The following is a 25,930-nucleotide window of genomic DNA, read 5'->3' as shown; positions in this document are numbered from 1 at the left end:
GTGGGGGAGGTCCACACCGATGTCGGCGCGGATACAAAGCCATTAAGCCCCTCGACGGCCACTCCCCGTTGGGAACAGCACGGCCGCAAATCTGACTCGCTCGGACCGGCCGAGCTCGGGATTGCGGAAGTGTACCGACGTGGAGTCGGTCTTTTCGCGGTCAGTGCCGTTCCAACTCAGACAATGGCACGAATGCACACACGCCGCCGCGGGTCGTCCGGTTCGGACGCCCCCGCGGCAGACGAGCCGCCGGAGTGGAGCGACGTCGACGCGGAGGAGATCGAAGCCCGCGTCGTCGAACTCGCGGAGCAGGGCCACGACCCCAGTCAGATCGGCCTGAAGCTGCGCGACGAGGGCGTGAAAGGCACGCCCATCCCGGACGTCAAGCTGGCGACCGGGAAGAAAGTCACCGAGATCCTCGAGGAGAACGACGCCGACGCGGACATCCCCGAGGATCTGCGGAACCTGATGGAGCGCGCAGTCCGCCTGCGCAAGCATATGGACCGGAACCCGCAGGACGCCCAGAACAAGCGCGCCCTGCAGAACACCGAGTCCAAGATCCGTCGCCTGGTCAACTACTACCAGGGCGACGAACTCGACGAGGAGTTCGAGTACAACTCCGAGGACGCCGAGGAGCTGCTCGAGGAGTAGATGTCGAGCGCGCGCCAAATCGAGGAGCCACTCGCCGAGACCCTGTCGGGGGCACCCTTCGTTCGGGTCGCCGCCGCCAGCGACGGCGACAGCCTCGCGGCTGCCGGCCTCCTTGCCCGGGCGTGTGCCGAGACCGACACCCCGTTCCAGCTCCGCCTCGACGACGAGGCGGGCGTCGACACCGAGGACGCCGTCACCGTCGCCGTCGGACCGACCGCCGTCGACGGGGATGCGAGCCTCGACCACCCGGCGAGCCCCGCTGCGTTCGCGCTGGCTCGTCACCTCGGCGCCGATCCGGACCCGATCCTCGCCCTCGCCGGCACGATCGCCGCGGGCGAGACGGTCCGGACCGCCGACACGGCGCTCGACGCCGCACAGGAGTCGGGGCTGATCGATCGCGAGCCCGGACTGGCGCTCCCGACCGACGACGTGCCGACCGGGCTCGCGGCGTCGACGCTACTGCACGGCCCGTTCTCGGGTGACGAGGACGCGGCGGCCGCGCTGGTCGCCGAACTCGACGCCGGCGACGACGCGACGGGCTCACACGCTGCCGGCGACGATGCCGGTGCAGTCGGCTCACACGCTGCCGGCGACGATGCCGGTGCAGTCGGCTCACACGCTGCCGGCGACGATGCCGGCAGCGGCGAGGAGTTCGACCGCCGGTTCGCCTCGCTGGTCACCGTCGACACCGTGACCGCCGAGGGGGCGACCGAGCGCGCCGCGACCGAGATCGAGCGCGCGCTCCGCCCGTACGTCACGCCCGACGCGCCGTTCCGCACGCTCGGCGGCTACGCCGACGTGCTGGACGCCGTCGCCCGCACCGCCCCCGCAGCCGGCGTCTCGCTGGCGCTGGGCGAGCGGTCCGGCGACGCGACCGACGCCGCGCTCGCGGCCTGGCGCAAGTACGGCGCGGCGGTCCACGGCCAACTGCGGTCGGCCGAGACCCGCCGCCACCACGGCGTCTGGGTTCTCGAGACCGAGGCCGACGCCGACGTGCTGCCGGCGGTCGCCCGCCTCGCGCGGGCGTTCCGCTCGCCCGAACCCGTCGCGCTGGCCCTCACCGAGGGTGCCGCGGCCGCCGCGGGCGAGTCGGGGGTCGGCGACGCCGTCACGGCCGCCGCGAACGCGGTCGACGGCACGGGCCACGGCACGGACGACACTGGCTGGGCGCGCTTCGACACCGACACCGAACAGTTCACGGACGCGTTCCGGGAGGCGCTATGAGCGAGGCGACCCACGAGGCGACGATCGCCACCACCCACGACGACGCGGGTGTCGTGGCCGCCGCGCTCGCTCCCGACAACACCGACACGATGACGACGACCGTCGACGGCGACACGGTCCGGACCGCCATCGTCCGCGAGGACGCCGGCGGGCTGGCCGCCTCCGTCGACGACTACGTCGTCAACCTCACCGTCGCCGACGCCGTCTGCGGGACGGCTCGGGACACCACTCAACCATGAGCGAGACATCCACCAAGATCGAAGGCAAACGATGGTACACCGTGCTCGCGCCCGAGCAGTTCGACCGGGCCGAACTCGGTGAGACCGTCGCGGAGGAACCGAACCAGGTCGTCGGCCGAACCATCGAGACCACGCTGGGCGAGATGGAGGGCGACCAGGGACAGAACAACAGCAAGCTCACGTTCAAGATCGACGACGTGGGCAGCGACGCCGCCTACACCGAGTTCATCAAGTACGAGCTCACGCGGGACTACCTGCGCTCGCTGGTGCGCCGCGGCGCCTCGAAGGTCGCCGACACCGTCACGCTGCTGACGACGGACGACTACCGCGTCAAGATCCAGCCCGTGGCGCTGACGACCCAGAAGGCCGACCGCTCCCAGGAGAAGGCGATCCGCTCGGAGATGGTCGACATCGTCGAGGAGGCCGCCGAGGAGCGAACGTTCGAACAGCTGGTCGACAGCGTCGTCGAGGGGCGGGTCTCCTCCGCCATCTACGGCGAGGCCAAGGAGATCTACCCGCTGCGCCGCGTCGAGGTCCAGAAGCTCACCCTCGAAGCCCGACCCGAGGAGGTCGCGGCCGAGGAGGAGGCTTCCGTGGACGTCGAGGAAGAGGAAGCCGACATCGAGTAATCCCCATCGACGCCGGCTGTCACCGGCCGGCCACGAACGGCGGATTCACGCGCTTTTCGTCTTTTTCGACCGCGCCAGCGACGTCGCCGGTTCGGGCTACTCCTCCGGCGTCGCCGTCGGCGTGCGGTCCTCGACGATCACGGTCCCGACCATCCCGCCGCTCTCGTGGGGGATACAGAAGTACTCGTACTCGCCGGGGATCTCGAACGTGTAGCTGAACTGCTCGCCGTTGCTCAGCGCGCCGCCGGCGCCGTTGCTCCACGCCTCGCGGGCGGTCGCCTCGCTCTCGTAGCCGCCGGAGGCGAAGTACGCGGCGCCGTCGGGCAGCGACTCCTCGTAGGCGGTGACCGTGTGGTCGCGGGTGCCCGTGTTCTCCCAGACGAGTTCCTCGCCGACGGCGACGGTGATCGTCGGCGGGTCGAAGGAGGTGGGGCGCATCCCCACGTCGAACTCGGTGTTGTCGCCCCGCGTCAGCCCGAGACAGCCCCCGAGACCCGCCGCAACGGCGGTTCCCGCGGCAGCGAGATAGCGTCGGCGGTCCATACGCCGGCGTTGGGCGTCGAACGATTTAGGCGGCGTGATTCGGTCCCCGGCTCGGAAGGTAAACACGTAAACCGCCGCCGTTCGACGGGTCGGTCATGCGCTCGCGGTTCCTCGGCCGCCTCGGCCCAGCCGACGTCGTCACCGTGGGGAACGCCGCGCTGGGCTTTCTCGCGGTCGTCGCCGCGACCGTCGACATCGGCCTCGCGGCACGACTCGTGCTGCTGGGCGCCATCGCGGACGGGCTCGACGGCGTCGTCGCCCGGAAGTACGGCGGCACCGAGGCCGGTCCGTACCTCGACTCGCTCGCCGACGTGGCCACCTTCGGCGTCGCCCCCGCGGCGCTCGTCGCCGTCGTGACGCGACAGGAGTGGGGAACGCCAGCCACCCTGCTCTCCGGCGTTTCGACCGAAGGACTGCTCGCGCTGGCCGGGGTCATCGTGCCAGCGCTGTACGTCGCCGCCGCGGTCACCAGGCTGGGGCTGTACACCGCCTACGACACCGACAGCGACGAGACCGTCGGCGTCCCGACGACGCTCGCGGCGACGATCTTCGGCGCCATCGTGCTCACGGGCTACCGCGGTGCCGACACCGTCCTGATGGGGTTTCACGACGCCGGGTTCCTGCTCGCGCTCGCGGCCGTCCTGACGCCGCTGATGCTGTGTGACGTGGTGTACCCGGACCTGCACGCTCAGGACGCGCTCGTGATGGGTGTGGTGCAGGCCGGCGCCGTCCTGCTGCCCGGCCTCTACGGCCGCGGGTTCGCGTTCGGCCTGCTGTACGTCGCGCTGGCGTATCTGGTTCTCGGGCCAGCGCTGTACTGGCGGCGCTGACGACCGGGCCGTTCGAGCGGGAACTATTTCTCGTCGGGCCAACACGACCCGCCCGTGAAGCGAGCCCTCTCCCGCCGCCGGTTCATCGCCGGCGTCGGTGCGAGCACTGCTGCTGCCGCCGCCGGCGTCCCCACGGCGACGGCCGACGGCGGGTCCCCACCCGCGGCGGCAGTCCAGACCGAGATCGGATCGACACTCGACGAACTGGTCCCCGCGAGCCTCGACGAGCACGACGTCCCCGGCGCCACCGTCGCGGTGGTCGACGGCGACGAGACGATCACCCGGGGGTACGGCGTCGCCGACCGGGAGTCCGGGGACGAGGTCGACCCCGCGAGGACCGCGTTCCGTGTCGGCTCCGTCTCGAAGTCGGTCACGGCGACGGCGCTGATGAACCGCGCGCAGCGCGGCGAGATCGACCCCGAAGCGCCGATCGCCGAGTCGGTCGACGCCGCGATGGCGCCCGAGCGGTCGGCCACGCTCGCGGAGCTGATCACCCACCGCGGCGGCTTCGAGTCCTCGAACCGCGGGCTGTGGCTGCCCGGCGCCGAGAGCCTGCGGCCGCTGGCGGCGTACCTCCGCGAGGAGCCACAGGCGCAGGTTCGCGCCCCCGGCACCGTCGGCGCGTACTCGAACTTCGGCTACGCGCTGGCGGGGCAGGCGTTGGCGACGGCCGACCAGCCGTTCGCCCGTGCGATCGAGGCCGAACTCCTCGATCCCGCGGGGATGACGGGGAGCAGCTTCCGACAGCCGTTGCCGGAGGCGGTCGCGGACGGGCACGCCAGCGGTCACGGTTCGGGCGGGGCGTCCGGCCCCGACGAGTTCCCGCTGGTCGGCCTCCGGCCCGCGGGCTCGCTGTCGGCGACCGCCGACGACATGGCCCGGTTCCTCGAACTCCATCTGCACGACGGCGCAGTCGGCGGCGAACAGGTGCTCGAACCGGGCACGGTGTCCGCGATGCACGAGCAGTGGGCGACCCACCACGACCGCCTCGACGGGATGGGGTTCGGGCTGATCGAGGACACCCGCGAAGGGACGCGGACGCTCTGGCACAACGGCGGGACGCCGTCGTTCTACAGCCACTTCGTGCTCGTTCCCGAGCAGGAGTTCGGGCTGTTCGTCTCGTTCAACGCCTCGAACGGGCAGGCAGCCGCGGGCGACGTGATCGACGGCGTGCTCGACGAGCTGCTGGCCGACGCCGAGTCGGCGTCGCTCTCGCCCGAGGGGACGCCGACGCGAGCCGACGAACTCGGCGGCACCTACCGCGCACTCGATCACTCCTACACCTGGCACGACCGCGCGACCTCGGTACTGAACGCGCCGACGATCACGGTCAGCGTCGCCGACGACGGCGCGCTGCTCACCGACACCGGCGGCGGCACGAACCGCTGGATCGAGATCGAGCCGCTCGTGTTCGAACACGAGGACGGCGGCGAACGGCTCGCGTTCGGCGAGGGGGACGGCGGGATCGAGTACCTGTTCAGCGGCGGCAGCCCCACCGCGTACGGCCGCGTCGACACCGTCGACAACCTCACCGCCCACGGCGTGTTCCTGCTCTGTACGTTCCTGGGACTGCTCTCCGCCGATGTCGGCTGGTCGGGACGGTCGCTGTACGAACGCGGCCGTGCCGCCCTGGCCGGCGACCGCGAGGACGCGTGGGCGACGCTGCTCGGCACGCGCCTGGAGCAGGCGCGTTCCGTCACCGAGATCGCAGGCACTGCGACGATCGGCGGCGTCGTGCTGATGGTCATCCACCTGATGACGGCGCCGTACCTCACGATCTCGGACCCGCCGCTCACGTTCCGGCTGCTGTTCGCCGGGCCGCTGCTGGGGCTGGTCGGCGCCGTCGTGGCCGTGGGCTACGCCGCGGCGCTGTGGCTCGCGGGCGAGGAGAGCCGGTTCGAGCGGGCCCGCTACACGCTGGTCGCCGCGTCGCTGGTCGGGGTCTGCTGGCAGCTCCAGTACTGGAACCTCCTGTTCCCGCCGGCTTGACCGCTACTCGACGGGCACGCTCTCACACCGTGTGACCCGAGCGGTTCCGTGCCGGGATCCAGGGTGATTCGTACGCGAACGCAGAACGGAGTCTCGCCAGCCTGGTCGCGGACGGATCGGACCAGCTGCTGGTGTCTGTCGTGCATACCCCGATGCGGAGCTCGGGTAGTTGATTCCGAAGTTCCAGTCGCAGGACGGCCGACGACTCAGGCCTCGATCGCGGCCTCGTCGTCGTCGGCGTCGAGCGTCTCGCGGGCCTTCTCGGCCTCGGCCTGAAGCGTGTACTCGCGGGCGTCGTCGTACTCGGCGGCGGCCTCGAGCGCCGCCTCCGTGCCGATCTGGCGGAGTGCCCACGCCGCGGCGGTGCGGACGGTGCGGTTCTCGTCGTCCTCGATCGTGTCAGCCAGCGGCTCGATGGCGCGCGTGTCGCCGATCAGGCCGAGTGCACGGGCGGCGAGCGGGCGGACGTTGTCGTCGTCCATCGCCAGCTTGTTCGCGAGCGCTTGGGTCGCCTCCTCGCTGCCGATCTCGCCCAGCGCGCGGAACGTGACTTTCTGGAGCTGTGGGTCGGAGTCCTCCTCGACGTACTCGAGCAGCGTGTCGACGGCGTCCTCGGCGTCGGGGCCCATCTTCCCGAGCGCCTCGATCCCGGGCTTGTCGCGCTTCTGGGCGCGGGCGTGCATCTCGTCGAACGCCGCGGGGTCGCCCATCCGGATCAGTGCCTCCATGCAGTGGCGCTCCATGAACTCCGAGCCCAGCGCGTCGAGCGCGCGGAGCACCTGGTCGACGTTGCCCTGCTGTTCGTGCTCCTTCAGCGCGGCCCACTCGACGGGGTAGTCCTTGTAGTGGCCGAGCACGTCGTAGAACCCCTCGGCCCGGAGCTGTTCGTTGGTCTGGAGGTCGTCCCACTCCTCGGCCGCCTCCAGCCCGTCAGCCAGTTCGTCGGTCGCCGTCACCAGCGCCTCGATGGTGTCGGCGTCGTCGTCGGCGTCGAGGTCGGCCTCCTCGATCGCGTCGGCGACGGCGTCGAGTTCGTGGGCCAGCGCCTCGGGGTCCTCGTCGTCGGCGGTGCCGAAGTCGGTGTCAAGCGCGTCGCCCGCCGCGTCGAGGTAGTCGTCGACGGCCTCCCGTGTCGCCGGCGTCCCGTTTGCGGTCCAGCGCGTCTCGGTGAGCTTCGTCTGCAGTTCTTCGAGCTCGTCGACGACGTCCGCGGCGTAGGGGCCGCGCTGTTCCTCGATCCCCTCGCGGAGCTCGTCGATGCGGCTCTGGATCTCCTCGGCCGGGGACTCCTCGTCGTCCTCGCTCTCGGGGAAGTCGGCCGTCTCGAGCGCCTCGGCGACGCGGTCGACGGTGGCTTCGACCTCGTCGAGGTCGGCCTCGGTCTCGGCCGCCTCCAGCGCCTCGCTCGCCTCGTCGAGGCGTGACTCCATCCCCTCGGTGGAGAGTTGGAGTGCCTCCTCCTCCTCCTCGGCCTCGGTCGGCTCCTCCTCGTCAGTCATACGTGTGACTGGGTCCGAAACTGATTAAGGCGTTTCCCTTCCGAGCGCCGCGCTACCGGTCCCGCGTCAGTCCGGGGTTGGTGACGGCGCCGTCGGCCGCCGAGCCGAACTGCGCGCCGTACTTCCCGAGCACGCCGCCGGTGTAGGCCTGCTCCGGCGGCTCGCGTTCGGCGAGCCGTCGATCGATCTCCTCGTCGGGGAGGTCCACGTCGAGGCTGCGGTCCGGGATGTCGATGGTGACGTGGTCGCCGTCCTCGAGCGCGCCGAGCGGCCCGCCGACGAACGACTCCGGCGCGACGTGACCGATCATCGGCCCGCGCGTCGCACCCGAGAAGCGGCCGTCGGTCACCATCGCCACGTCGTCCTCGTGGCCCTGCCCGACGACGGCGGCCGTGACGCCCAGCATCTCGCGCATTCCGGGGCCGCCGCGGGGCCCCTCGTTGCGGATCACGATCACGTCGCCCGACTCGATGCCGCCCTCCTGGACGTACTGCATCGCGTCCTCCTCGCTCTCGAACACCCGTGCGGGCCCCTCGTGGTGGAACTGGTCGTCGCCCGTGACTTTCAGCACCGCGCCGTCGGGCGCGAGGTTCCCTTTCAGGATCTTGATCGCGCCCTCTTCCTGGTACGGATCGTCGACTGGGTGGACGAAGTCGGTGTCGTCGAGCGTGCTGTCGGCCGGCAGGTCCAGCGTCTGCAGTTCCTCCGCGATCGTCCGGCCCGTGACGGTCATCGCGTCGCCGTCGAACAGCCCCGCCTCGACCAGCCGGCGGATCACGACCGGCACGCCGCCGGCGTCGTGGAGGTCCTTCATCACCCGCGAGCCGCCGGGCTGGAGGTTGACGATCTTCGGCGTGCGGCGGCTGATCTCGTCGAAGTCGTCGATCGTGAGGTCGATCCCCGCCTCCCCCGCGAGCGCGAGCAGGTGCAGCACCGCGTTCGTCGACCCGCCCATCGCGACCTGGACCGCGATGGCGTTCTCGAACGACGCGCGGCTGAGGATGTCGGAGGGTTTGCGGTCGTGCTCGACGGCGTCGAGCGCGAGTTCGCCCGCGCGCTCGGCGACGTCGGTCCGTCCCTCGCTCTCGGCGGGCGGGGAGGCGCTACCCAGCGGCGCGAGCCCAAGCGCCTCGCTGATGGAGGCCATCGTGTTCGCGGTGAACATCCCGCCACAGGAGCCGGCGCCGGGGCAGGCGTTGCGCTCCAGCTCGTCCAGCTCCTCGCGGCTCATCTCCCCCTGCGCGTACGTGCCGACGCCCTCGAACACGTGCTGGACGGTCACGTCCCGCCCCTCGTGCTCGCCCGGGAGGATCGACCCGCCGTAGAGGAACACGCTCGGCAGGTCGGTCCGGATCGCGGCCATCAGCATCCCGGGGAGGTTCTTGTCGCAGCCGGCGACGGTGACCAGCGCGTCGAGGCGCTCGCCGAACGCCACCAGTTCGACGGAGTCGGCGATGAGCTCCCGCGAGATCAGCGACGCGCGCATCCCCTCGGTCCCCATCGAGATGGCGTCCGAAATCGTGATCGTGCCGAACTCGACGGGCATCCCGCCGGCGTCGTCGACGCCCTCGATCGCGCCGTCGGCCACGCCGTCGAGGTGGACGTTACACGGCGTCACGTCCGCCGCGGGGTTGGCGACGCCGACCATCGGCGAGGAGAGGTCCTCGTCGTCGAACCCCATCGCACGGAACATCGCGCGGTGTGGCGCGCGCTCGGCGCCCTCGGTGACTTCGCGGCTCCGCAGGTCGGCGGGTTTCTCCCCGCCGCTCCCCTGCTCACGGTCTCGCGTGTCCTGTCGACTCATACCACTACCCGCGCCCGGGGACACTTAACTCCGTTCCGAGTGTGGGGACTGACCGATCAACTACGATACATGGCCTATTAATCGTGATGGTTCGCGGCGACAGGTTCAAGTAGTGCCACTGGATAGCGTGGGATGCAATGTCTCACGACACTGAGGGAGCGTCGGGAACCCCGGCGGATCGAGTTCTCCCAGGGCACGCTGAGAACTGATCCCGAGTTCGCCACGGCTCGGATCTTCGACACTACCCTGCGAGACGGTGAACAGTCGCCCCGTACTTCGTTCTCCTACGACGACAAGCGCGAGATAGCCGCAGCGCTGGACGCTGCCGGCGTCGACGTGATCGAGGCGGGCTTCCCCGTGAACTCCGACGCGGAGTTCGCGGCAGTCCGCGACGTCGCGTCGGCCGCCGACACGACGGTCTGTGGGCTCGCGCGCGTCGTCGAGGACGATATCGAGGCCGCGCTCGACGCCGGCGTCGACATGGTCCACGCCTTCGCGTCGACCAGTGACGTCCAGATCGAGGACTCGATGCACGCCAGCCGCGAGGCCGTGATCGAGCGCTCGGTCGAAACCGTCGTCCGCGCCGCCGACTCCGGGGCCGAAGTGATGTTCTCCCCGATGGACGCCACCCGCACCGACCCCGACTACCTGATCGAGGTCGTCGAGGCCGTATCGGAAGCGGGCGTCGACTGGATCAACGTCCCGGACACCTGCGGGGTCGCGACCCCCGGGCGGTTCGCGGAGCTGATCCGGACGGTCCGGGAGCACACGGACGCCCGGATCGACGTCCACACGCACGACGACTTCGGGCTCGCGAGCGCGAACGCGCTCGCCGGGCTCGAGGCCGGCGCCGACCAGGCGCAGGTCTCCGTCGGCGGTATCGGCGAACGTGCCGGCAACGCCGCCTTCGAGCAGGTCATCATGGCCGCCGAGAGCGTCTACGGCGCCGACACCGGGATCGACACCACCGAGATCACGGCGCTCGCCCGGCTGGTCGAGGAGCGCAGCGGCGTCGACCAGCCGCCGAACGCGCCGGTCGTCGGCGACAACGCGTTCGCCCACGAGTCGGGCATCCACGCCGCGGGCGTCATCGAGAACTCCGCGACGTTCGAGCCCGGGGTGATGACCCCGGAGATGGTGGGGGCGGAACGCGAACTGGTGCTTGGCAAACACACCGGCACCCACTCCGTGCGCGAACGCCTGTGCGACGCGGGGTACGACCCGACCGACGAGCAGGTGCGGGCGGTCACCCGCGAGGTGAAGGACCGCGGCGCCGACGGCGACGAGATCACCGAGGAGACGCTCGAAACCGTCGCCGAGGCCAACGGCGTCGACCGCGAGGCCGAACGCGTCACGGAGGGGCCGGCCCGATGAGCACCGCCGATCGCGCGCCGCGACAGCCGCGGCGCTCTCGATCGTGTCACGTCGGGACATGCCACGAAAAGAGTTATCACGGTCGCTGCCATCGCTCCGCCCATGACGCGCCGACGCCACACCGGTTCGCTCGGCGTCAGCGTCTCGCTCATCATTGTAGGGGCAGCCTGACCCCTACACCCCCCACTTCTCACCCGACCGTCGCACCACCCGACCACCGAGCCTGCAGTCACGTTACACGATGAGCGAGCCAGCACCCGCCGCGGCCCGACCGACCGAGGAAGAGCCGCGGCGCGACGACGAGCGAACGGAACAGTCCGACGAACAGCCGACGGAGACGCCGTCGACTCCGACGACCGGCGCCGACGCGGCCATCGCGGCGCTCACGGCGGCGGGCGTCGAGCACGTCTTCGGCGTGCAGGGCGGCGCGATCATGCCCGTCTACGACGCCCTCGCCGAGGCCGAGGCGGCGCCGACCCACGTCACGATGGCCCACGAGCAGGCGGCGGCCCATGCCGCCGACGCGTACGGGCAGGTGACGGGGGAGCCGGGCGTCTGCATGGCCACATCCGGCCCGGGCGCGACCAACCTCGTGACCGGGATCGCCGACGCCGACATGGACTCCGACCCCGTCGTCGCGCTGACGGGGCAGGTGCCGACGGCGTTCCTGGGCAACGACGCGTTCCAGGAGACCGACACCCTCGGCGTCACCCGCCCGATCACGAAGCAGAACTACGTCGCCGGCGAGGCCGACGCGGTCGGCCCGTCCGTGGGTGAGGCGGTCGAACTCGCCGGCGCCGGCCGCCCGGGGCCGACGCTGGTCGACCTGCCGAAGGACGCGACCACCGCCGAGACGACGGGCGACGAGGCGCCCGAGGCGGAGCTGCCCGAGTACTACGAGGCGCCCGAGTTCGCCGAGGAGTCCGCCGTCGACGCCGCGGCCGACGCGCTCGCGCGCGCCGAGCGCCCGCTGGTGCTCGCGGGCGGGGGCGTCGTGAAAGCCGAGGCTAGCGAGGAGCTGCGGGCGTTCGTCGAAGCGTTCGACGTGCCCGTGGTGACGACGATGCCGGGCATCGGCGCGGTGCCGGAGGACGACGACCGCTGCCTCTCCTTCGCGGGGATGCACGGCACCGGCGCCGCCAACATGGCGGTCTCGCACACCGACTGCCTGTTCGCGATCGGGACGCGCTTCGACGACCGCCTGACCGGCGGCGTCGAGACGTTCGCGCCCGAGGCCGAGGTGATCCACGCCGACATCGACGCCGCGGAGATCTCGAAGAACGTCGAGGCGGACTACCCGCTGGTCGGCGACGCGGCCGCAGTGGTCGAGCAGGTCCACGAGGCGTTCGCCGAGCGAGCCGCCGACGCGACCGAGCGCTACGCCGACTGGCGCGAGCAGTGCCACGAGTGGGAGGAGCAGTACCCCATGACCTACGCGGCGCCGGACGAGGAGCCGCTGAAGCCGCAGTTCGTCGTCGAGGCTGCCGACGCAGCGACGCCCGACGACGCGATCGTCACCACCGGCGTCGGCCAGCACCAGATGTGGGCCGCGCAGTACTGGACGTACCGCGACCCGCGCTGCTGGGTCTCCAGCCACGGGCTGGGGACGATGGGGTACGGGCTGCCCGCCGCGATCGGCGCGAAAGTCGCCGCGCCCGACCGCGAGGTGGTCTGCTTCGAGGGCGACGGCTCCTTCATGATGACGCTGCAGGAGCTGTCGGTCGCGGCCCGCGAGAACCTCGACGTGACCGTGATCGTGCTCAACAACGAGGCTATCGGGATGGTCCGACAGTGGCAGGACGCCTTCTTCGAGGGGCGCCACACCGCCTCGGAGTACGGCTGGATGCCCGAGTTCGAGCCCATCGCCGAGGCGTTCGGCGCGAAAGGGTTCACGCTCGAGGGGTACGACGACGTGGCCGACACGCTGGAGGCGGCGTTCGCCCACGACGGCCCGTCGGTCGTGGACGCCCAGATCGACCCGGGTGAGAACGTCTACCCGATGGTTCCGAGTGGCGGCGACAACAGCGGCTTCGCGCTGTCGGAGGGGCAGCTATGAGCCGGGAGCGAACCGGCGGGGAGTTCGCGGACCGCGACACGGACCGCGACGGACTGCAGGGCCCCGGCCCGGACGAGCGCGAACGACCCAGCGGCCGACGATCGAAAGAGGGCGTCCGCGTCGACCCCGAAGCCGAGGCCAGCCACCCGGCGCGCCGGACAACCATCTCGGCGCTCGTGAAACACGAGCCGGGCGTGCTCGCGGAGGTCGCGGGGCTGGTGAGCCGGCGGCGGTTCGACATCGACTCGCTGACCGTCGGCCCGACGACGAACCCCGAGACCGCCCGGATGACGCTGACGATCGAGGAGCCGGAGCCGGGCGTCCGACAGGTCGAGAAACAGCTGGAGAAGCTGGTGCCGGTGATCTCGGTCCGGGAGCTGGGCCGGGACGCGGTCCGGCGCGAGCTCGCGGTGCTGAAAGTCCACGACGACGACCCCGCGGCGGTCGAGGCGGTCGCGGAGATGTTCGATGCCCGCACGCTCGACGCCGAGCCCGGGACCGTCACCGTCGAGGTGACGGGCAGTTCCGCCGAGGTCGACCGCGCGATCGAGGCGTTCCAGCGCTTCGGCGTCAGGGAGCTCACCCGGACGGGCACGGCCGCGCTGGCTCGCGGGAACGAGTGGACCACCGACGCGGAGGAAGAACGCTACGAACGACAGCCGGTCGACGCCGCGGCGACGGACTCGGCGTCGGCCACGGAGGGCGCGGAAGCGCACACCGACGATGACTGAGAACACGATCTACCACGACGACGACGCGGCGCACAGCTACATCGAGGAGAAGACGGTCGCGGTGCTCGGCTACGGGAGCCAGGGCCACGCCCACGCACAGAACCTCGCGGAGAGTGGGGTCGACGTGATCGTCGGCCTACGCGAGGGGTCGGCCTCCCGGAACGCCGCCCGCGAGGACGGGCTCACCGTCGCGACGCCCGCGGAGGCCGCGGCGGCCGCCGACGTGGTGTCGATGCTCGTCCCGGACAACGTCCAGCCCGACGTGTACGAGGAGATCGTGCCGGAGCTGGAGGCCGGCGACACGCTCCAGTTCGCCCACGGGTTCAACATCCACTACGACCAGATCGAACCATCCGAGGACGTCGACGTGACGATGGTCGCGCCCAAGAGCCCGGGCCACATCGTCCGCCGCCAGTACGAGGCGGGCGAGGGGACGCCCGGCCTGCTCGCGGTGTACCGCGACGCGACCGGCGAGGCCACACAGGAGGCGCTGGCGTACGCCGCCGCCATCGGCTGTGCCCGCGCGGGCGTGATCGAGACCACGTTCCGCGAGGAGACCGAGACCGACCTGTTCGGCGAGCAGGCGGTGCTCTGTGGCGGCGTCACCGAGCTCGTGAAGGCGGGGTACGAGACGCTGACCGACGCCGGCTACAGCCGCGAGATGGCGTACTTCGAGTGTCTGAACGAGCTGAAGCTCATCGTCGACCTGCTGTACGAGGGCGGGATGAGCGAGATGTGGGACTCCGTCTCCGACACCGCCGAGTACGGCGGCCTCACCCGCGGCGAGGTGGTCGTCGACGACCACGCCCGCGAGCAGATGGAGACCGTGCTGGAGGAGGTCCAGAACGGGGAGTTCGCCCGCGAGTGGATCGCCGAGAACCAGGCCGGCCGGCCGTCGTACGGCCAGCGCCGCCGCGCCGAGAAGGCCCACGACATCGAGGACGTGGGCGAGGAGCTCCGCGCGCTGTTCGCCTGGAGCGAGGAGGGGAACCGAGAGCCAGCCGACGCACCCGCAGACGACTGAGACAATGACCCGAGACAAAGACGAGACGACACGACGGACCGACGAGCCGAACCGACCGACTACTGCCCGAACGATGGGCGACGTGAGCCACACCAACCCCATGACCGGGGAGACGTTCGGCGACTCCCAGGTGTTCCAGCGGGGGACCGTCGCCATCGTCGACGGCGGCGAAGCGAAAGCTGCCGACGACCGCGACGACAGTGACGAGGAGGCGATGAAAGACGTCGACCACACGCCCCGCGAGGACGCCCCCGAAGCCAACGAGGCGTACGTTCGCGGCGTCGACCGCGAGGACGAGGTCGACGAGGAGGCCGAGACAGCGGCCAACGAGGGGGCCGAGGACGAGGAGCCCGTATGAGCGAGGGGACGCTGTACGATGCGGTCTGGGACCGCCACCGCGTCCGGCGACTCCCCAGCGGACAGGACCAGCTGTTCGTCGGGCTACACCTGATCCACGAGGTCACGAGCCCGCAGGCGTTCGGGATGCTGGAGGAGCGCGGGCTGGAGATCGCCTACCCCGAACGCACGCACGCCACCGCCGACCACATCGTCCCCACGGACGACCGGGAGCGCCCCTACGACGACGAGGCCGCGGAGTCGATGATGAGCGAACTGGAGGAGAACGTCCGGGAGCGGGGGCTGACGTTCGACCATCCCGACACCGGCCGACAGGGGATCGTCCACGTCGTCGGCCCGGAGCAGGGGCTGACCCAGCCCGGGATGACGATCGTCTGTGGCGACTCTCACACCGCGACCCACGGCGCCTTCGGCGCGCTGGCGTTCGGAATCGGCACCTCCCAGATCAGGGACGTGTTCGCGACCGGCACCGTCGCGATGGAGAAGCAGGCCGTCCGCCGGATCGAGGTGACGGGCGAGCTCGGCGACGGCGTCACCGCGAAGGATCTGATCCTCACGATCATCGGCGAGCTCGGCACCGACGGCGGCGTCGGCTACGTGTACGAGTACGGCGGCCCGGCGGTCGAGGCGCTGTCGATGGCCGGCCGGATGACCGTCTGCAACATGTCGATCGAGGGCGGCGCCCGCGCGGGCTACGTCAACCCCGACGAGACCACCTACGAGTGGCTCCGGGAGACCGACGCGTTCGCCGACGAGCCGGAGAAGTTCGCCGAGCGCAGGGAGTACTGGGAGTCGATCCGCTCTGGCGACGACGCCACCTACGACGACGTGGTAACGATCGACGCCAGCGAGATCGAGCCGACCGTCACGTGGGGGACGACGCCCGGCCAGACCGTCAACGTCTCCGAGCCGGTGCCGGCACTGGCGGATCTGCCGCCGGAGGACCGCGCGGTCGCCGAACGCGCACAGGAGCACATGGGCGTCGAGCCCGGCGAACCGATGGCCGGCTTCCCGGTCGACGTGGCGTTCCTGGGCTCCTGTACGAACGCGCGGCTCTCGGACCTGCGGGCGGCCGCCGAGGTCGTCGAGGGGCGAGAACTGGCCGACGACGTTCGCGGCCTCGTCGTCCCGGGCAGTCAGCGCGTGAAATCCGCCGCTGAACGGGAGGGACTGGACGAGACGTTCCGCGACGCCGGCTTCGAGTGGCGCGGCGCGGGCTGCTCGATGTGTCTCGGGATGAACAGCGACCAGCTCGAGGGTGACGAGGTGTGTGCCTCCTCCTCGAACCGAAACTTCGTGGGTCGGCAGGGGAGCGCCGACGGGCGGACGATCCTGATGAGCCCCGAGATGGTCGCCGCCGCGGCCGTGACCGGCGAGGTGACGGACGTGCGCGAACTCGACGCGGCGCCGGAGGTGGCGCGATGAGCGGCCAGGGCGCCGAGGGGGGTGGCGTCGATGCGCCCCCCATCGAGTCGGTCGTAGGCACGGGCGTCCCGGTGCGGGGGAACGACATCGACACCGACCAGATCATCCCCGCGCGGTTCCTGAAGGTGCTCACCTTCGAGGGGCTTGGCGAGTTCGCGTTCTTCGACCAGCGCTACGAGAACACTGGACCGGACGCGGATGGTGGTGAGATCGCCGAGAGCCCCACGGACCACCCGTTCAACGACGAGCGGTTCCGGGACGCATCGGTGCTGGTGGTCAACGCCAACTTCGGCTGTGGCTCCTCCCGGGAGCACGCGCCGCAGGCGCTCAAACGGTGGGGGATCGACGCCGTCGTCGGCGAGTCGTTCGCGGAGATCTTCGCGGGCAACTGCCTCGCGCTGGGGATCCCGACCGTCACCGCAGACAGCGAGGCGATCGAGGCGCTCCAGGAGCACGTGGAGGAGCACCCCGACACCGAGATCACCGTCGACGTAGCTGCGGAAACGGTGCGCTACGACGGCAACGAGATCGACGCCAGCGTCGACTCGGCCCAGCGCCAGTCCCTCGTCGCGGGCGAGTGGGACACCACCGCGCTGCTCGGCTCGAACCCCGAGGCGGTCGCGGAGACGGCCGCCTCGCTGCCCTACACGGACCAATGACCGACGAGATCGCCGTGATCCCCGGCGACGGCATCGGGCAGGAGGTCGTCCCCGCCGCCGTGCGGGTGCTGGAGGCTGTGGATCCCGAGTTCACTTTCCAGGAAGCTGAGGCCGGCGACGCCGTGGCCGAGAACCGAGGGACGCCGTTGCCGGAGTCGACCGTCGACACCGTCGAGGCCGCCGACGCGACGCTGTTCGGTGCGGCGGGCGAGACGGCGGCCGACGTGATCCTCCCGCTCCGGGAGGCGGTCGGCAGTTTCGCGAACGTCCGGCCCGCGCGGTCCTCCCCTGGCGTCGACGCCCTCCGACCCGAGACGGATCTCGTGTTCGTCCGAGAGAACACTGAGGGCGTCTACTCGGGCATCGAGAGCGACCTCGGCGAGGGCGTCACGACGCTCACCCGAGTCGTTACGGAGTCCGCCTCCCGGCGGATCGCGGAGTTCGGGTTCGAGTACGCCGCCGAGCGCGACGCTGACGTGACGGTCGCGCACAAGGCGAACGTGATGCGCGTCACCGACGGGCAGTTCCTCGACGCGATCGACGCCGTCGCCGAGGAGCGCGGCACCGAGTACGAGACCGAACTGATGGACGCGCTGGCGACGAAACTGCTGCTCGACCCGACGCAGTACGACGTGATCGTCTGTCCGAACCTCGCGGGCGACGTGCTTTCGGATCTCGCGGCGGGGCTCGTCGGAGGGCTGGGACTGCTGCCCTCCGCGAACGTCGGCGCCGAGAACGCGCTGTTCGAGCCGGTTCACGGCACCGCGCCGGACATCGCGGGCGAGGGGGTCGCCAACCCCGCGGCGACGATCCTGAGCGCGGCGATGCTGCTCGCCCACTTGGGTCACGACGACGCGGCCGCGGACGTGCGCTCGGCGGTGGAGCGCGTTCTCGACGAGGGGCCGCGAACGCCGGATCTCGGCGGCACGGCGACCACGGACGAGGTCGCCGACGCCGTGATCCGCAAACTCTAGTCGGTTCTTGCGCGCGGTTCCAGTTTCTTCACCCGCGTCGACAGCGTCAGGAACGTCGCCGTGAGCGTGAGCACGACCGCGCCCGCGGCCGCGAGGCTGTGGATCTCCGGTGGGTGGGTGAGGAACCCGTCGGCGCCGACGGTCTGGCCCGGGATGAGCGTGTGGTGGGGCGTCCCGATCACCGGGACGAAGTAGTCGACGAGGTCGTTCAGCCCGTACCACAGCACTGCGACCGCGACCGCCCGAACCGGGAAGTCGGAGATGCGGTGGAGCACGAACGCCTGTACCACCATCGCGAGGTGGCTGAACAGGAGGAACAGGTACATCGGCAGGGGGTTGACCGCGCGGAACGCGTCCGAGAAGGCGAGCAGCACGTACGGCGTCCAGAGGCCGAGCTTCCAGCAGCCGAAGAAGGCGAGCGCGGAGAGGTACTCGTTCGCCCGACCGAGCGCCCAGGCGCCGAACGCGAGCGCGATGAACAGCGTCGCCGCGGGGCTGTCGGGGACAAACAGCCAGAACGCCGCCGGCTCCGCCGCGAACTGGCCAGTGATCAGCGGGTCCGAGAGGGGGAGGGGGTGGAAGCCGTAGTACCAGAAGCCGAAGGCGGTGCCGACGAGGTTGATCGCGACGACGAGCCACACCGCGCGCAGGCCGAAATCCTCGACGGCCCGCGGCAGCGGCGCGAGCCAGCGCGGCAGCGCGTCGCGGTCGGGCAGGCGCGAGCGGGGGAGCAAGCCCGGCAGGGTCATGGGTGTGGGAGCGAGCGGCGGTGGCAAAGGGCTGCCGGTGCGGGTGCGGGCAGACCGGCAGGGACAGATGGGCTGCCGGTGACGGTGCGGGCAGACCGGCAGGGACAGAAGGGCTGCCGGTGACGGTGCGGGCAGACCGGCAGGGACAGAAGGGCTGCCGGTGCCGGTCCGGGCGGATCTATCCACTCGCGAGGGGTCCGTCACCGCGACGGCGAAGCAGGAACTGGTAGCCGGCGACGAGCACCGCTGTCACGCCGACCGTTACGGCGACGCTCGCAGCCGGCACTCCCGTCAGTGGCGGGAGGTCGAAACCACTCCCCGCCTCGACGACGCCCGTGACGACGGAGAGCAGGAGCACGGCGGCCCACATCCCGCCGATCGCGTACCCCACCTGATCGAGGTGGTCGGTACGGGACGCGTGGGCCAGCACCGCCGCGCCGGCGAGCAGCGGGACGACGAGCAGCGGATGGGCCGGATCGGGGACGAGCAGGCTGCCGCCGAGCAGGATCGCGACGGCGTAGACGATCAGTGTGAGGAGGCGGCGGAGGTCGGGAACCATACGTGGTCGTCCGGGGGGAGGTCAGTTGAACGCTGTGCCGTAACTCCCGGCCGAACGGGCCGAAGCCACCCCCCTTAAGTCCCGTCCGCCGCAAACGCCTGTATGGACGAAGTGGACGACATCGAGGAGCTCAAACGGGGCACCGACCTCGTGAAGCGCGGCTTCGCGAAGATGCAGAAAGGCGGCGTCATCATGGACGTCGTGAACCGCGAGCAGGCCCGGATCGCCGAGGACGCCGGCGCCGTCGCGGTGATGCACCTCGAAGCCGTCCCGGCGGACATCCGCAAGCGCGGCGGCGTCGCGCGGATGGCCAACCCCGGCGAGATCGCGGAGGTCACCGACGAGGTGTCGATCCCGGTGATGGGGAAGGTCCGGATCGGCCACCGCAAGGAGGCCGAGATCATGGAGGCCGCCGGCGCGGACATGGTCGACGAGAGCGAGGTGCTCACCCCCGCCGAGGAGGAGTACCACATCGACAAACGGGACTTCACCGCCCCGTTCGTCTGCGGCGCACGAAACCTCGGCGAGGCGCTCCGGCGCATCGACGAGGGCGCGGCGATGATCCGCACCAAGGGCGAGGCCGGGACGGGCGACGTGAACCAGGCGGTCCACCACCAGCGCAACATCAAGAGCGCGATCCGCAAGCTCTCCGGGATGAACTACGAGGAACGGGAGATGTGGGCCCGCGAGAACGAGGCGCCGCGGGATCTGGTCCACGAGACCGCCGATCTCGGTCGGCTGCCGGTCGTGAACTTCGCGGCCGGCGGGATCGCGACGCCCGCCGACGCGGCGCTGATGATGTACCACGGCTGTGACGGCATCTTCGTCGGCTCGGGGATCTTCGGCGCGGAGAGCCCCGAGAAGATGGGCAGCGCGATCGTCGAGGCCGTGAACAACTGGGACGACCCCGAGGCGCTGATGGAGATCGCCTCCGACGTCGGCGGCGGGATGAAGGGTGAATCGAACGTGGATCTGCCCGAGGAGGAGAAGCTCCAGGGCCGCGGGAATTAGCTGTTCGACGACTCGTCGTTCGGTCCTTCTTTCGGAGCGGTCGCCGTCGGGATCGGTGGGGCTACCGGGACAGCGTGCTGCCGACCACGCCGGCGGTCCCGAGCAGAACGCCGCCACCCAGCCCGAGTGCGAGGCTTCCCAACAGCGCCGGCGTGACGGCGTCGTTCAGCACGATCACGAAGAGGACCAGCACCGCCACCCCGACGATCAGCCACTGCCCCCGCTCAAAGGCACGCCGCAGCGGTTCGATGTGGTCGGCGACACCGGTGACGAGGCCGTAGAGGAACCCGAGCCCGACGCCGAGGGTCGAGAGCGAACCCACTCCGGCGCCCGCGCGGAACAGCACGGCTACCCCGACCACACCGAGGACGGCTCCGACCAGCAGCTGTAGCGACGTTTGGATGTCGTTTTTCATATTTTCTATTCCCTCATATCTAAGTCATTCAATACAAATAAAAATGCCTCTACCAGTGATTACAGGCGGGCAGGGTGTCCTGGAGCAGGAGAACGCCACGCTGCTCGAGGAAGAGAAACTCCAGGGTCGCGGGAACTAGTCGGTTTAGCGTTCCGTTTTCACGGAGCGAGGCGGTGACGTGTACCTGCATTGCGAGTCGACCGTGTTTCGGTTGGCTGCCGCCACTGCGTCTCGATCGTTGACTACTGGGACAGCGACCGCGACAGCATCTCGATGCTTGGCCACTTGCGACCGCAGTCTGCCGGGCACGAGGCCCGGCAGGGCGCCGACTCCCCACCCCTCCCCCCGCGCTGTCGACGAGAGCCTCCGGCTCTCGTCTGCCAACCAGAACGCAAAGCGTTCTGGTGATGGCGACGGGTCGCCAGCGCGAGGCGCCCACCGCGACCGCACCGCGGTCGCTGTCGGCGCGAAGCGCACGCGGCCTCGTGCCGCGTGTCAGAGTGGGACCGAAGGTCCCACAGGCCGTACGGGCGACGCACGGGTCGCCCGTACGACAGCGAAGGAACGAGTCGGCTGGGGAGGAAGCGAGGCGCGAAAACTCGCCGGAGTCCCCACGAGCGGAGCGAGTGGGTGCACGTCGGGGCGAAGCCCCGACGGAGGCGAGGCAAACCGCCTCAAAGCGAGCGAGGCGGGACCGAAGGTCCCGCTGGCAGCCGGCGGCAGAGCCGCCGGCGACGGCGAACGGAGTGAGCCGCGAGCAGTGTGGGCTGTGCGGGGCGGTGCGGTCGCAAGTGGTCATGCTCACTCCGCGGTCCTCCCCACAGTCGAAGCACCGAACTCCACGACCAGCCTCACCGTCACGACCCAACCGAGCGCAGGCCTTTGGCTCCCGAACGAGCGTCGTCGCCGAACTCGACGACGGCAACAACCCTGCCGGGGCGGGGTACGTGATCGACCGCGACGCAGGCCACGGTCCGAACACTTCAGAATTTTCAGAAATGGAGAAGTGTTCGAACTTCGTAGCCACTCTGCGCCGTGGGCCAGTTCCGGGCCCCCGCGCCGCAGTCGTCCACGAGTCATCGGTGCTCCTCGTTCGGATGGGGGTCGGCGCCGCCGAGGCTCTTGAACCGACCGACGGAGCGGAAAAGCACTATGTGACACGAACGCGAACCGTCGATCGATGCCCTCCATCGACCTCCGGTACGGCTACCTCGCGGTCGTTGCGGTGGGGACGCTACTCGTCGCGTCGTTCCTCGCCGAGACCCCGCAGTTGCGCCTCGCCGGCACGACCCTCGCGACGCAGTCCGTCATCGGCGTCGCTGCGGGCCTCCTCACGATCTCGGTCGCCGTCTCGGAGCTCCGCGGCGGCGATAGACGGTCGGCGCTCTATTTCGGGCTGCTGGGTGTCGGCGTCGCGCTCGCGCTGAGCGGCTGGACGCTGGTCGCCTCGTTCGGTGTCGTCCTCACGCTGCTGAGCGCCGCTGTCGCGTGGCGGGTCGACCGCCACGTCCGTCGATTCGTTGCGGACGACGCGTCGTAACTGGCTCCGGCGGGAGCGCGGCGCCCGGCCGTCGCGGTGAGAACTACAGTTCGACGCCCGGCGGGATGAGGCTCCGCTCGCGGAGGAACTCCCCGTCGGCGTCGTACACCAGGAACGTCTCCTTCTCGTACTCCACCATCTCGTCGCCCTCGATGGAGACGATCACGCGGTACCCCCCCTCCTCCTCGGCGTCGACGTACGCCCGGGCGGCCTCGATGAACTGGAGCACGTCGTCGGACTCCTCGTTGAGTTCGAGCACGTACTCCCCAGTCACGCGGTTGGTGACGGCGACGACCCCCGGCACCGGCTCGTCCTCGTCGCCCAGCTCGTCCTGGAGCCGGAACGCGACGTCGACGTCCTCGCCGTCGAGCAGGTCGCCGTCGGTGTCGCTGAGGCGCTCCCGAAGCGTCTCACCCGGGCCGCTGAAGTCGATTTCGACCAGCGGCTGGGCGGGCTCGCCGCCGTCCGCCGCCCAGTCGACGTTCGTGACGTCCAGCTCGAAGTAGTCGCGCCTCATTCGATACTGGACGGTTAGCGATGGGCACCTAAAACCGTAACGCCCGTCCGCAGTCAGTGCACGATCACCGTCCGACGTTGGAACAAAGTGACCCCGGAACACATCGCTGCACATGGTCCACCGCAGTCGCCGCCGGTTCCTCCAGGCGAGCGCCGCCGCCGTCGCAGTCGGCAGCGCGGGCTGTCTGGGCGGATCGAGCCCGGCACAGAAGGCTGCACAGCGCCGGATCGACCACGGAACGACCCCGCCCGCCGGGACGTGGCCGACCGCAGACTACGACGCGCGGGGCACGCGTCACAACCCCGATGCCGCCCTGCCGCGATCGGCGCCGGCGACCGAGTGGTCGGTGTCGTTCCCGGGCGTCGCCTCATCGGTGATCGTCGGCCCCGAGTTCGTGTACGCAAGCTCCGACGAGGCGACTGTGGCGGTCACCCCCGACGGCACCGAGCAGTGGCGCGTCGAGGTCGGCGGCGGCCTGACGTACGTCGCGGGACGGCTGTACGTGACTGACGACGATCTGGTCGCGCTTGACGCCGAGTCCGGCGACGAGATCTGGCGCGCGTCGGACGGGGAGGGCCCGAACGCGGTGTTCGAGTCGCGCGGGACGGTGTACGTCACCGAGCGGACGAGGCTCCGCGGGTTCCACGCCGACTCCGGCGAGGAACGCTGGCGGATCGAGACCGACCGCTACCCCCGGCTCGTCGCCGACGACGGGCAGGTCGCAGTCGTGACCGGCCGACGCGTGCGCTTCCTCGAACCCGGGGAGGTCGAGGACGGCCTGTTCCGCGAGCCCGAACCCCAGGTCGTCGAGACGCTGGAGCCGGGCTGGTACCCGGAGATCATTGACGCGACGCTGGTAGACGGCTCGTTCTACCTCGGCCAGTTCGGCGACAGCGTCGCGGACCTGAACGCGACGGCCCGGAAGTTCGATCTCATGACGGACGACGAGCGGTGGGTGACGCCGTTCGACTGGAGCGGCGTCGGCGCGATCGCGGTCGACGACGAGCGCGTCTACGCGGCCCCCTACCGCGCGACGCTCGATCCCATGGAGTCTGCCGTGGTCGCGCTGGACCGCGAGACGGGAACCGAGGTGTGGCACGACGACGGCGAACTACTCGGATCGCCGACCGTCGGCGGTGACGTGGTCGTCGCCGGCGGCGCCCATCCGGGATCGCCGAGCGTCTGTGTGTCCAAGAGCGACGGCGCCGGGACGGAGGAGGACGAAACCGAGACGGAGCGGACCTGCTCCGAGGGCGAACCGGCGGCCGAATCGGGCGTGCTCCGGGCGTTCGACGCCGCGACCGGCGAGAGTCTGTGGACCGTCGAGCCGGGGGCGTCGTACGGGAGCTACCCGATCGCGCTGGCCGGCGAGCGGCTCTACCTCGGCGACGCCGACGGCGTCCACGCGTTCGCGTGACCTGCCCGGGGCGCACATGTTTAAGTCCGCCCGGCGGATAGCCCGGACAACGACGGCATGTCGGGGGAGCTCATCGACGGGTCGGATCTCGAGGACACGCTCTCGGACCTCAAGCGTCGCATCTCCCGAACGGTGGAGATGCTCCGGGGGTCCGAGCTCGAGACCCGGCCGTTCCGCCCCGGCGAGGACGGCCCGCTCGCCAGTTTCGACGTGCCGGAGGGCCACAACGAGGTCGACCGCTACTGGGTGAACGCCCCCTACGCCTACGTGGTGATCACCCACGACCCGGAGGCGAGCGAACATCAGTACTTCGCGGTCGAGCCGGATCTGGACGAGTTCGAGTCGCTGCTGCTGCGCCGGGTCGTCGAGGACATCCGCGACCCGCTGCTGTACCGCGCGGCCCGCACCGACGCCGACGAGGAGACGCTGCGCGAGGAGCTGTCGGGGCTGCTCGAACAGTACGGCGTCGAGGCCGACATGGGGACGTTCCACTCGCTACTCTACTACTTGGTCCGTGACTTCCGCGGCTACGGGAAGGTCGACCCGCTGCTCAACGACAACCACATCGAGGACATCTCGTGTGACGGCTACGAGCTCCCCATCTTCGTCTACCACGACGACTACACCGACATCGAGACGAACATCTCCTTCGAGGCGGAGGCGCTGGACAACTACGTCATCCGCCTGTCCCAGCAGTCCGGCCGCCACATCTCCGTCGGCGACCCTATCGTCGAGACGACGCTGCCGGACGGCTCCCGTGCCGAACTCGCGCTGGGCGAGGAGGTCACGCCGCGGGGCTCGGCGTTCACGATCCGCCAGTACGCCGAGGAGCCGTTCACGCCGATCGACCTGATCGAGTACGACACGTTCACCATCGGCGAGATGGCGTACTTCTGGCTCTGTATCGAGCACAACAAGTCGCTCATCTTCGCCGGCGGGACCGCGTCGGGGAAGACCACGTCGATGAACGCCGTCTCCATGTTCATCCCGCCGCGGGCGAAGGTGCTCACCATCGAGGACACCCGCGAACTCTCGCTGTACCACGACAACTGGCTCTCCTCGGTCACCCGCGAGCGACTGGACGAGGGGACCGACATCGACATGTACGACCTGCTGCGCTCCGCGCTGCGCCACCGGCCGGAGTACATCGTCGTCGGCGAGGTGCGCGGGGCGGAAGCGGTCACGCTGTTCCAGGCGATGAACACCGGCCACACGACGTTCTCGACGATGCACGCCGACTCGATCGAGACGGTGATCAATCGCTTAGAGAACGAGCCGATCAACGTCCCCCGCGCGATGGTCCAGAGCCTCGACATGATCTCGATCCAGGTGCTCACCCGGAAGGGCGAGGAGCGCGTCCGCCGCGCGAAGACGATCGGCGAGATCGGGGGGATCGACCAGCGCACGGGCGAACTCGACTACTCCGCGGCGTTCACCTGGGAGGCAGACACCGACACGGTGCGCCGGCAGGACTCCTCGCTGCTCGAGGAGATCCAGGGCGAACGGGGGTGGAGCCGCTCCCGACTGCTCGAGGAGATCCGGAACCGCGAGCGGTTCCTGGAGTTCCTCCTGAAGCGCGGTATCACCGACTACCGGGCGTTCACGGCGCTGATCAACGAGTACTACGCCCACCCCGAACGGGTGATGGAACGGGTCGAGAGCGCCGACGTGGAGCTCTCGGCGGGCGAGGAGCTGGCGGACACGGTGGAGTGAG

Annotated in this window: 25 protein-coding genes; 18 read left to right on the top strand and 7 right to left on the bottom strand. The window is 70.3% G+C overall.

Annotated features, from left to right (window positions below):
• The first annotated feature begins 183 nt into the window (after positions 1–183).
• The 4 genes from B4589_RS02210 to B4589_RS02195 are packed head-to-tail and all read left to right on the top strand — an operon-like array spanning position 184 to position 2,743.
• Complete coding sequence (locus B4589_RS02210; RefSeq protein ID WP_079232733.1) at positions 184–651, top strand: 30S ribosomal protein S15; 468 nt, start codon at positions 184–186, stop codon at positions 649–651.
• Positions 652–1,875: a hypothetical protein gene (locus tag B4589_RS02205; RefSeq protein ID WP_079232732.1), complete on the top strand. Its 1,224-nt coding sequence runs from the start codon at positions 652–654 to the stop codon at positions 1,873–1,875.
• Complete coding sequence (locus tag B4589_RS02200) at positions 1,872–2,114, top strand: KEOPS complex subunit Pcc1 (RefSeq protein WP_079232731.1); 243 nt, start codon at positions 1,872–1,874, stop codon at positions 2,112–2,114. Before B4589_RS02205 ends, B4589_RS02200 begins: the two co-directional genes overlap by 4 nt.
• Positions 2,111–2,743, top strand: coding sequence for a 30S ribosomal protein S3ae (locus B4589_RS02195; protein ID WP_079232730.1), 633 nt, complete (start codon positions 2,111–2,113; stop codon positions 2,741–2,743). Before B4589_RS02200 ends, B4589_RS02195 begins: the two co-directional genes overlap by 4 nt.
• Before the next feature lie 96 nt (positions 2,744–2,839).
• Here B4589_RS02195 and B4589_RS02190 read toward each other — a convergent pair whose 3' ends face one another.
• A complete protein-coding gene (locus B4589_RS02190; RefSeq protein ID WP_079232729.1) occupies positions 2,840–3,286 on the bottom strand; it encodes a plastocyanin/azurin family copper-binding protein in 447 nt (148 codons plus the stop codon).
• 95 nt (positions 3,287–3,381) lie between these two features.
• Between B4589_RS02190 and B4589_RS02185 the strand changes: the two genes are divergently transcribed.
• Positions 3,382–4,116: a protein sorting system archaetidylserine synthase gene (locus B4589_RS02185; protein ID WP_079232728.1), complete on the top strand. Its 735-nt coding sequence runs from the start codon at positions 3,382–3,384 to the stop codon at positions 4,114–4,116.
• Positions 4,117–4,170: 54 nt separating this feature from the next.
• Positions 4,171–6,105: a serine hydrolase gene (locus B4589_RS02180; protein ID WP_079232727.1), complete on the top strand. Its 1,935-nt coding sequence runs from the start codon at positions 4,171–4,173 to the stop codon at positions 6,103–6,105.
• A 206-nt stretch (positions 6,106–6,311) separates the two neighbouring features.
• On the opposite strand, the gene B4589_RS02175 is transcribed toward B4589_RS02180, so the two are convergent.
• Both B4589_RS02175 and ilvD read right to left on the bottom strand, forming a co-directional pair.
• Positions 6,312–7,604 carry a HEAT repeat domain-containing protein gene (locus B4589_RS02175; protein ID WP_079232726.1) on the bottom strand — a complete coding sequence of 431 codons (1,293 nt, stop codon included), beginning with the start codon at positions 7,602–7,604 and terminating at the stop codon, positions 6,312–6,314.
• A gap of 52 nt (positions 7,605–7,656) precedes the next feature.
• Positions 7,657–9,408, bottom strand: coding sequence for a dihydroxy-acid dehydratase (gene ilvD / locus B4589_RS02170; RefSeq protein ID WP_079232725.1), 1,752 nt, complete (start codon positions 9,406–9,408; stop codon positions 7,657–7,659).
• Positions 9,409–9,540: 132 nt separating this feature from the next.
• Between ilvD and B4589_RS02165 the strand changes: the two genes are divergently transcribed.
• The 8 genes from B4589_RS02165 (at position 9,541) to B4589_RS02130 (ending at position 18,008) form a co-directional block, all read left to right on the top strand.
• Entirely contained in the window at positions 9,541–10,782 is a 1,242-nt protein-coding gene (locus B4589_RS02165) for a LeuA family protein (RefSeq protein WP_079232724.1), read from the top strand.
• Between the two features lie 241 nt (positions 10,783–11,023).
• The gene (gene ilvB / locus B4589_RS02160; RefSeq protein ID WP_079232723.1) at positions 11,024–12,838 is read left to right on the top strand and encodes a biosynthetic-type acetolactate synthase large subunit; all 1,815 of its coding nucleotides are present in this window, start codon (positions 11,024–11,026) and stop codon (positions 12,836–12,838) included.
• Entirely contained in the window at positions 12,835–13,569 is a 735-nt protein-coding gene (gene ilvN / locus B4589_RS02155) for an acetolactate synthase small subunit (protein ID WP_079232722.1), read from the top strand. Before ilvB ends, ilvN begins: the two co-directional genes overlap by 4 nt.
• Positions 13,562–14,593, top strand: a complete 1,032-nt coding sequence (gene ilvC / locus B4589_RS02150) for a ketol-acid reductoisomerase (protein ID WP_079232721.1) — start codon at positions 13,562–13,564, stop codon at positions 14,591–14,593. Before ilvN ends, ilvC begins: the two co-directional genes overlap by 8 nt.
• Positions 14,594–14,597: 4 nt before the next feature.
• Positions 14,598–14,951 carry a hypothetical protein gene (locus tag B4589_RS02145; RefSeq protein WP_394353843.1) on the top strand — a complete coding sequence of 118 codons (354 nt, stop codon included), beginning with the start codon at positions 14,598–14,600 and terminating at the stop codon, positions 14,949–14,951.
• The gene (gene leuC / locus B4589_RS02140; RefSeq protein WP_079232720.1) at positions 14,948–16,375 is read left to right on the top strand and encodes a 3-isopropylmalate dehydratase large subunit; all 1,428 of its coding nucleotides are present in this window, start codon (positions 14,948–14,950) and stop codon (positions 16,373–16,375) included. The genes B4589_RS02145 and leuC overlap by 4 nt, the downstream gene beginning before the upstream one ends.
• A complete protein-coding gene (leuD, locus tag B4589_RS02135; RefSeq protein WP_079232719.1) occupies positions 16,372–17,034 on the top strand; it encodes a 3-isopropylmalate dehydratase small subunit in 663 nt (220 codons plus the stop codon). The genes leuC and leuD overlap by 4 nt, the downstream gene beginning before the upstream one ends.
• Positions 17,031–18,008, top strand: coding sequence for an isocitrate/isopropylmalate dehydrogenase family protein (locus B4589_RS02130; protein ID WP_079232718.1), 978 nt, complete (start codon positions 17,031–17,033; stop codon positions 18,006–18,008). Before leuD ends, B4589_RS02130 begins: the two co-directional genes overlap by 4 nt.
• Here the strand turns inward: B4589_RS02130 and B4589_RS02125 are convergent.
• Together B4589_RS02125 and B4589_RS02120 are read right to left on the bottom strand one after the other, a co-directional pair.
• A complete protein-coding gene (locus B4589_RS02125; RefSeq protein ID WP_079232717.1) occupies positions 18,005–18,757 on the bottom strand; it encodes a DUF1405 domain-containing protein in 753 nt (250 codons plus the stop codon). The genes B4589_RS02130 and B4589_RS02125 overlap by 4 nt on opposite strands.
• A 178-nt stretch (positions 18,758–18,935) precedes the next feature.
• The gene (locus tag B4589_RS02120) at positions 18,936–19,316 is read right to left on the bottom strand and encodes a hypothetical protein (protein ID WP_079232716.1); all 381 of its coding nucleotides are present in this window, start codon (positions 19,314–19,316) and stop codon (positions 18,936–18,938) included.
• 102 nt (positions 19,317–19,418) lie between these two features.
• Here B4589_RS02120 and pdxS point away from each other — a divergent pair, with 102 nt between their 5' ends.
• On the top strand, positions 19,419–20,327 hold the full coding sequence (gene pdxS, locus B4589_RS02115; protein WP_079232715.1) for a pyridoxal 5'-phosphate synthase lyase subunit PdxS: 909 nt from the start codon (positions 19,419–19,421) through the stop codon (positions 20,325–20,327).
• A 61-nt stretch (positions 20,328–20,388) separates the two neighbouring features.
• On the opposite strand, the gene B4589_RS02110 is transcribed toward pdxS, so the two are convergent.
• Positions 20,389–20,742, bottom strand: coding sequence for a hypothetical protein (locus tag B4589_RS02110; RefSeq protein ID WP_079232714.1), 354 nt, complete (start codon positions 20,740–20,742; stop codon positions 20,389–20,391).
• A gap of 1,180 nt (positions 20,743–21,922) precedes the next feature.
• Between B4589_RS02110 and B4589_RS02105 the strand changes: the two genes are divergently transcribed.
• Positions 21,923–22,282 (top strand): hypothetical protein, encoded by a 360-nt coding sequence (locus B4589_RS02105; protein ID WP_079232713.1) that lies wholly within the window; start codon positions 21,923–21,925, stop codon positions 22,280–22,282.
• A 43-nt stretch (positions 22,283–22,325) separates the two neighbouring features.
• On the opposite strand, the gene B4589_RS02100 is transcribed toward B4589_RS02105, so the two are convergent.
• On the bottom strand, positions 22,326–22,799 hold the full coding sequence (locus B4589_RS02100) for a DUF5793 family protein (RefSeq protein ID WP_079232712.1): 474 nt from the start codon (positions 22,797–22,799) through the stop codon (positions 22,326–22,328).
• A 112-nt stretch (positions 22,800–22,911) separates the two neighbouring features.
• Between B4589_RS02100 and B4589_RS02095 the strand changes: the two genes are divergently transcribed.
• Together B4589_RS02095 and B4589_RS02090 are read left to right on the top strand one after the other, a co-directional pair.
• On the top strand, positions 22,912–24,216 hold the full coding sequence (locus B4589_RS02095; RefSeq protein WP_079232711.1) for a PQQ-binding-like beta-propeller repeat protein: 1,305 nt from the start codon (positions 22,912–22,914) through the stop codon (positions 24,214–24,216).
• Positions 24,217–24,273: 57 nt separating this feature from the next.
• Entirely contained in the window at positions 24,274–25,929 is a 1,656-nt protein-coding gene (locus tag B4589_RS02090) for a type II/IV secretion system ATPase subunit (protein WP_079232710.1), read from the top strand.
• Position 25,930 lies beyond the last annotated feature (1 nt).

The organism is Halolamina sp. CBA1230, assembly GCF_002025255.2.
Lineage (GTDB): Archaea > Halobacteriota > Halobacteria > Halobacteriales > Haloferacaceae > Halolamina.
This window is presented reverse-complemented; position numbering and strand designations above follow the sequence as displayed.

Coding starts and splice junctions, on each gene's coding strand:
- B4589_RS02210 (WP_079232733.1), top strand. CDS start 184: ATGGCACGAATGCACACACGCCGCCGCGGGTCGTCCGGTTCGGACGCC.
- B4589_RS02205 (WP_079232732.1), top strand. CDS start 652: ATGTCGAGCGCGCGCCAAATCGAGGAGCCACTCGCCGAGACCCTGTCG.
- B4589_RS02200 (WP_079232731.1), top strand. CDS start 1,872: ATGAGCGAGGCGACCCACGAGGCGACGATCGCCACCACCCACGACGAC.
- B4589_RS02195 (WP_079232730.1), top strand. CDS start 2,111: ATGAGCGAGACATCCACCAAGATCGAAGGCAAACGATGGTACACCGTG.
- B4589_RS02190 (WP_079232729.1), bottom strand. CDS start 3,286: ATGGACCGCCGACGCTATCTCGCTGCCGCGGGAACCGCCGTTGCGGCG.
- B4589_RS02185 (WP_079232728.1), top strand. CDS start 3,382: ATGCGCTCGCGGTTCCTCGGCCGCCTCGGCCCAGCCGACGTCGTCACC.
- B4589_RS02175 (WP_079232726.1), bottom strand. CDS start 7,604: ATGACTGACGAGGAGGAGCCGACCGAGGCCGAGGAGGAGGAGGAGGCA.
- ilvD (WP_079232725.1), bottom strand. CDS start 9,408: ATGAGTCGACAGGACACGCGAGACCGTGAGCAGGGGAGCGGCGGGGAG.
- B4589_RS02165 (WP_079232724.1), top strand. CDS start 9,541: ATGCAATGTCTCACGACACTGAGGGAGCGTCGGGAACCCCGGCGGATC.
- ilvB (WP_079232723.1), top strand. CDS start 11,024: ATGAGCGAGCCAGCACCCGCCGCGGCCCGACCGACCGAGGAAGAGCCG.
- ilvN (WP_079232722.1), top strand. CDS start 12,835: ATGAGCCGGGAGCGAACCGGCGGGGAGTTCGCGGACCGCGACACGGAC.
- ilvC (WP_079232721.1), top strand. CDS start 13,562: ATGACTGAGAACACGATCTACCACGACGACGACGCGGCGCACAGCTAC.
- B4589_RS02145 (WP_394353843.1), top strand. CDS start 14,598: ATGACCCGAGACAAAGACGAGACGACACGACGGACCGACGAGCCGAAC.
- leuC (WP_079232720.1), top strand. CDS start 14,948: ATGAGCGAGGGGACGCTGTACGATGCGGTCTGGGACCGCCACCGCGTC.
- leuD (WP_079232719.1), top strand. CDS start 16,372: ATGAGCGGCCAGGGCGCCGAGGGGGGTGGCGTCGATGCGCCCCCCATC.
- B4589_RS02130 (WP_079232718.1), top strand. CDS start 17,031: ATGACCGACGAGATCGCCGTGATCCCCGGCGACGGCATCGGGCAGGAG.
- B4589_RS02125 (WP_079232717.1), bottom strand. CDS start 18,757: ATGACCCTGCCGGGCTTGCTCCCCCGCTCGCGCCTGCCCGACCGCGAC.
- B4589_RS02120 (WP_079232716.1), bottom strand. CDS start 19,316: ATGGTTCCCGACCTCCGCCGCCTCCTCACACTGATCGTCTACGCCGTC.
- pdxS (WP_079232715.1), top strand. CDS start 19,419: ATGGACGAAGTGGACGACATCGAGGAGCTCAAACGGGGCACCGACCTC.
- B4589_RS02110 (WP_079232714.1), bottom strand. CDS start 20,742: ATGAAAAACGACATCCAAACGTCGCTACAGCTGCTGGTCGGAGCCGTC.
- B4589_RS02105 (WP_079232713.1), top strand. CDS start 21,923: ATGCCCTCCATCGACCTCCGGTACGGCTACCTCGCGGTCGTTGCGGTG.
- B4589_RS02100 (WP_079232712.1), bottom strand. CDS start 22,799: ATGAGGCGCGACTACTTCGAGCTGGACGTCACGAACGTCGACTGGGCG.
- B4589_RS02095 (WP_079232711.1), top strand. CDS start 22,912: ATGGTCCACCGCAGTCGCCGCCGGTTCCTCCAGGCGAGCGCCGCCGCC.
- B4589_RS02090 (WP_079232710.1), top strand. CDS start 24,274: ATGTCGGGGGAGCTCATCGACGGGTCGGATCTCGAGGACACGCTCTCG.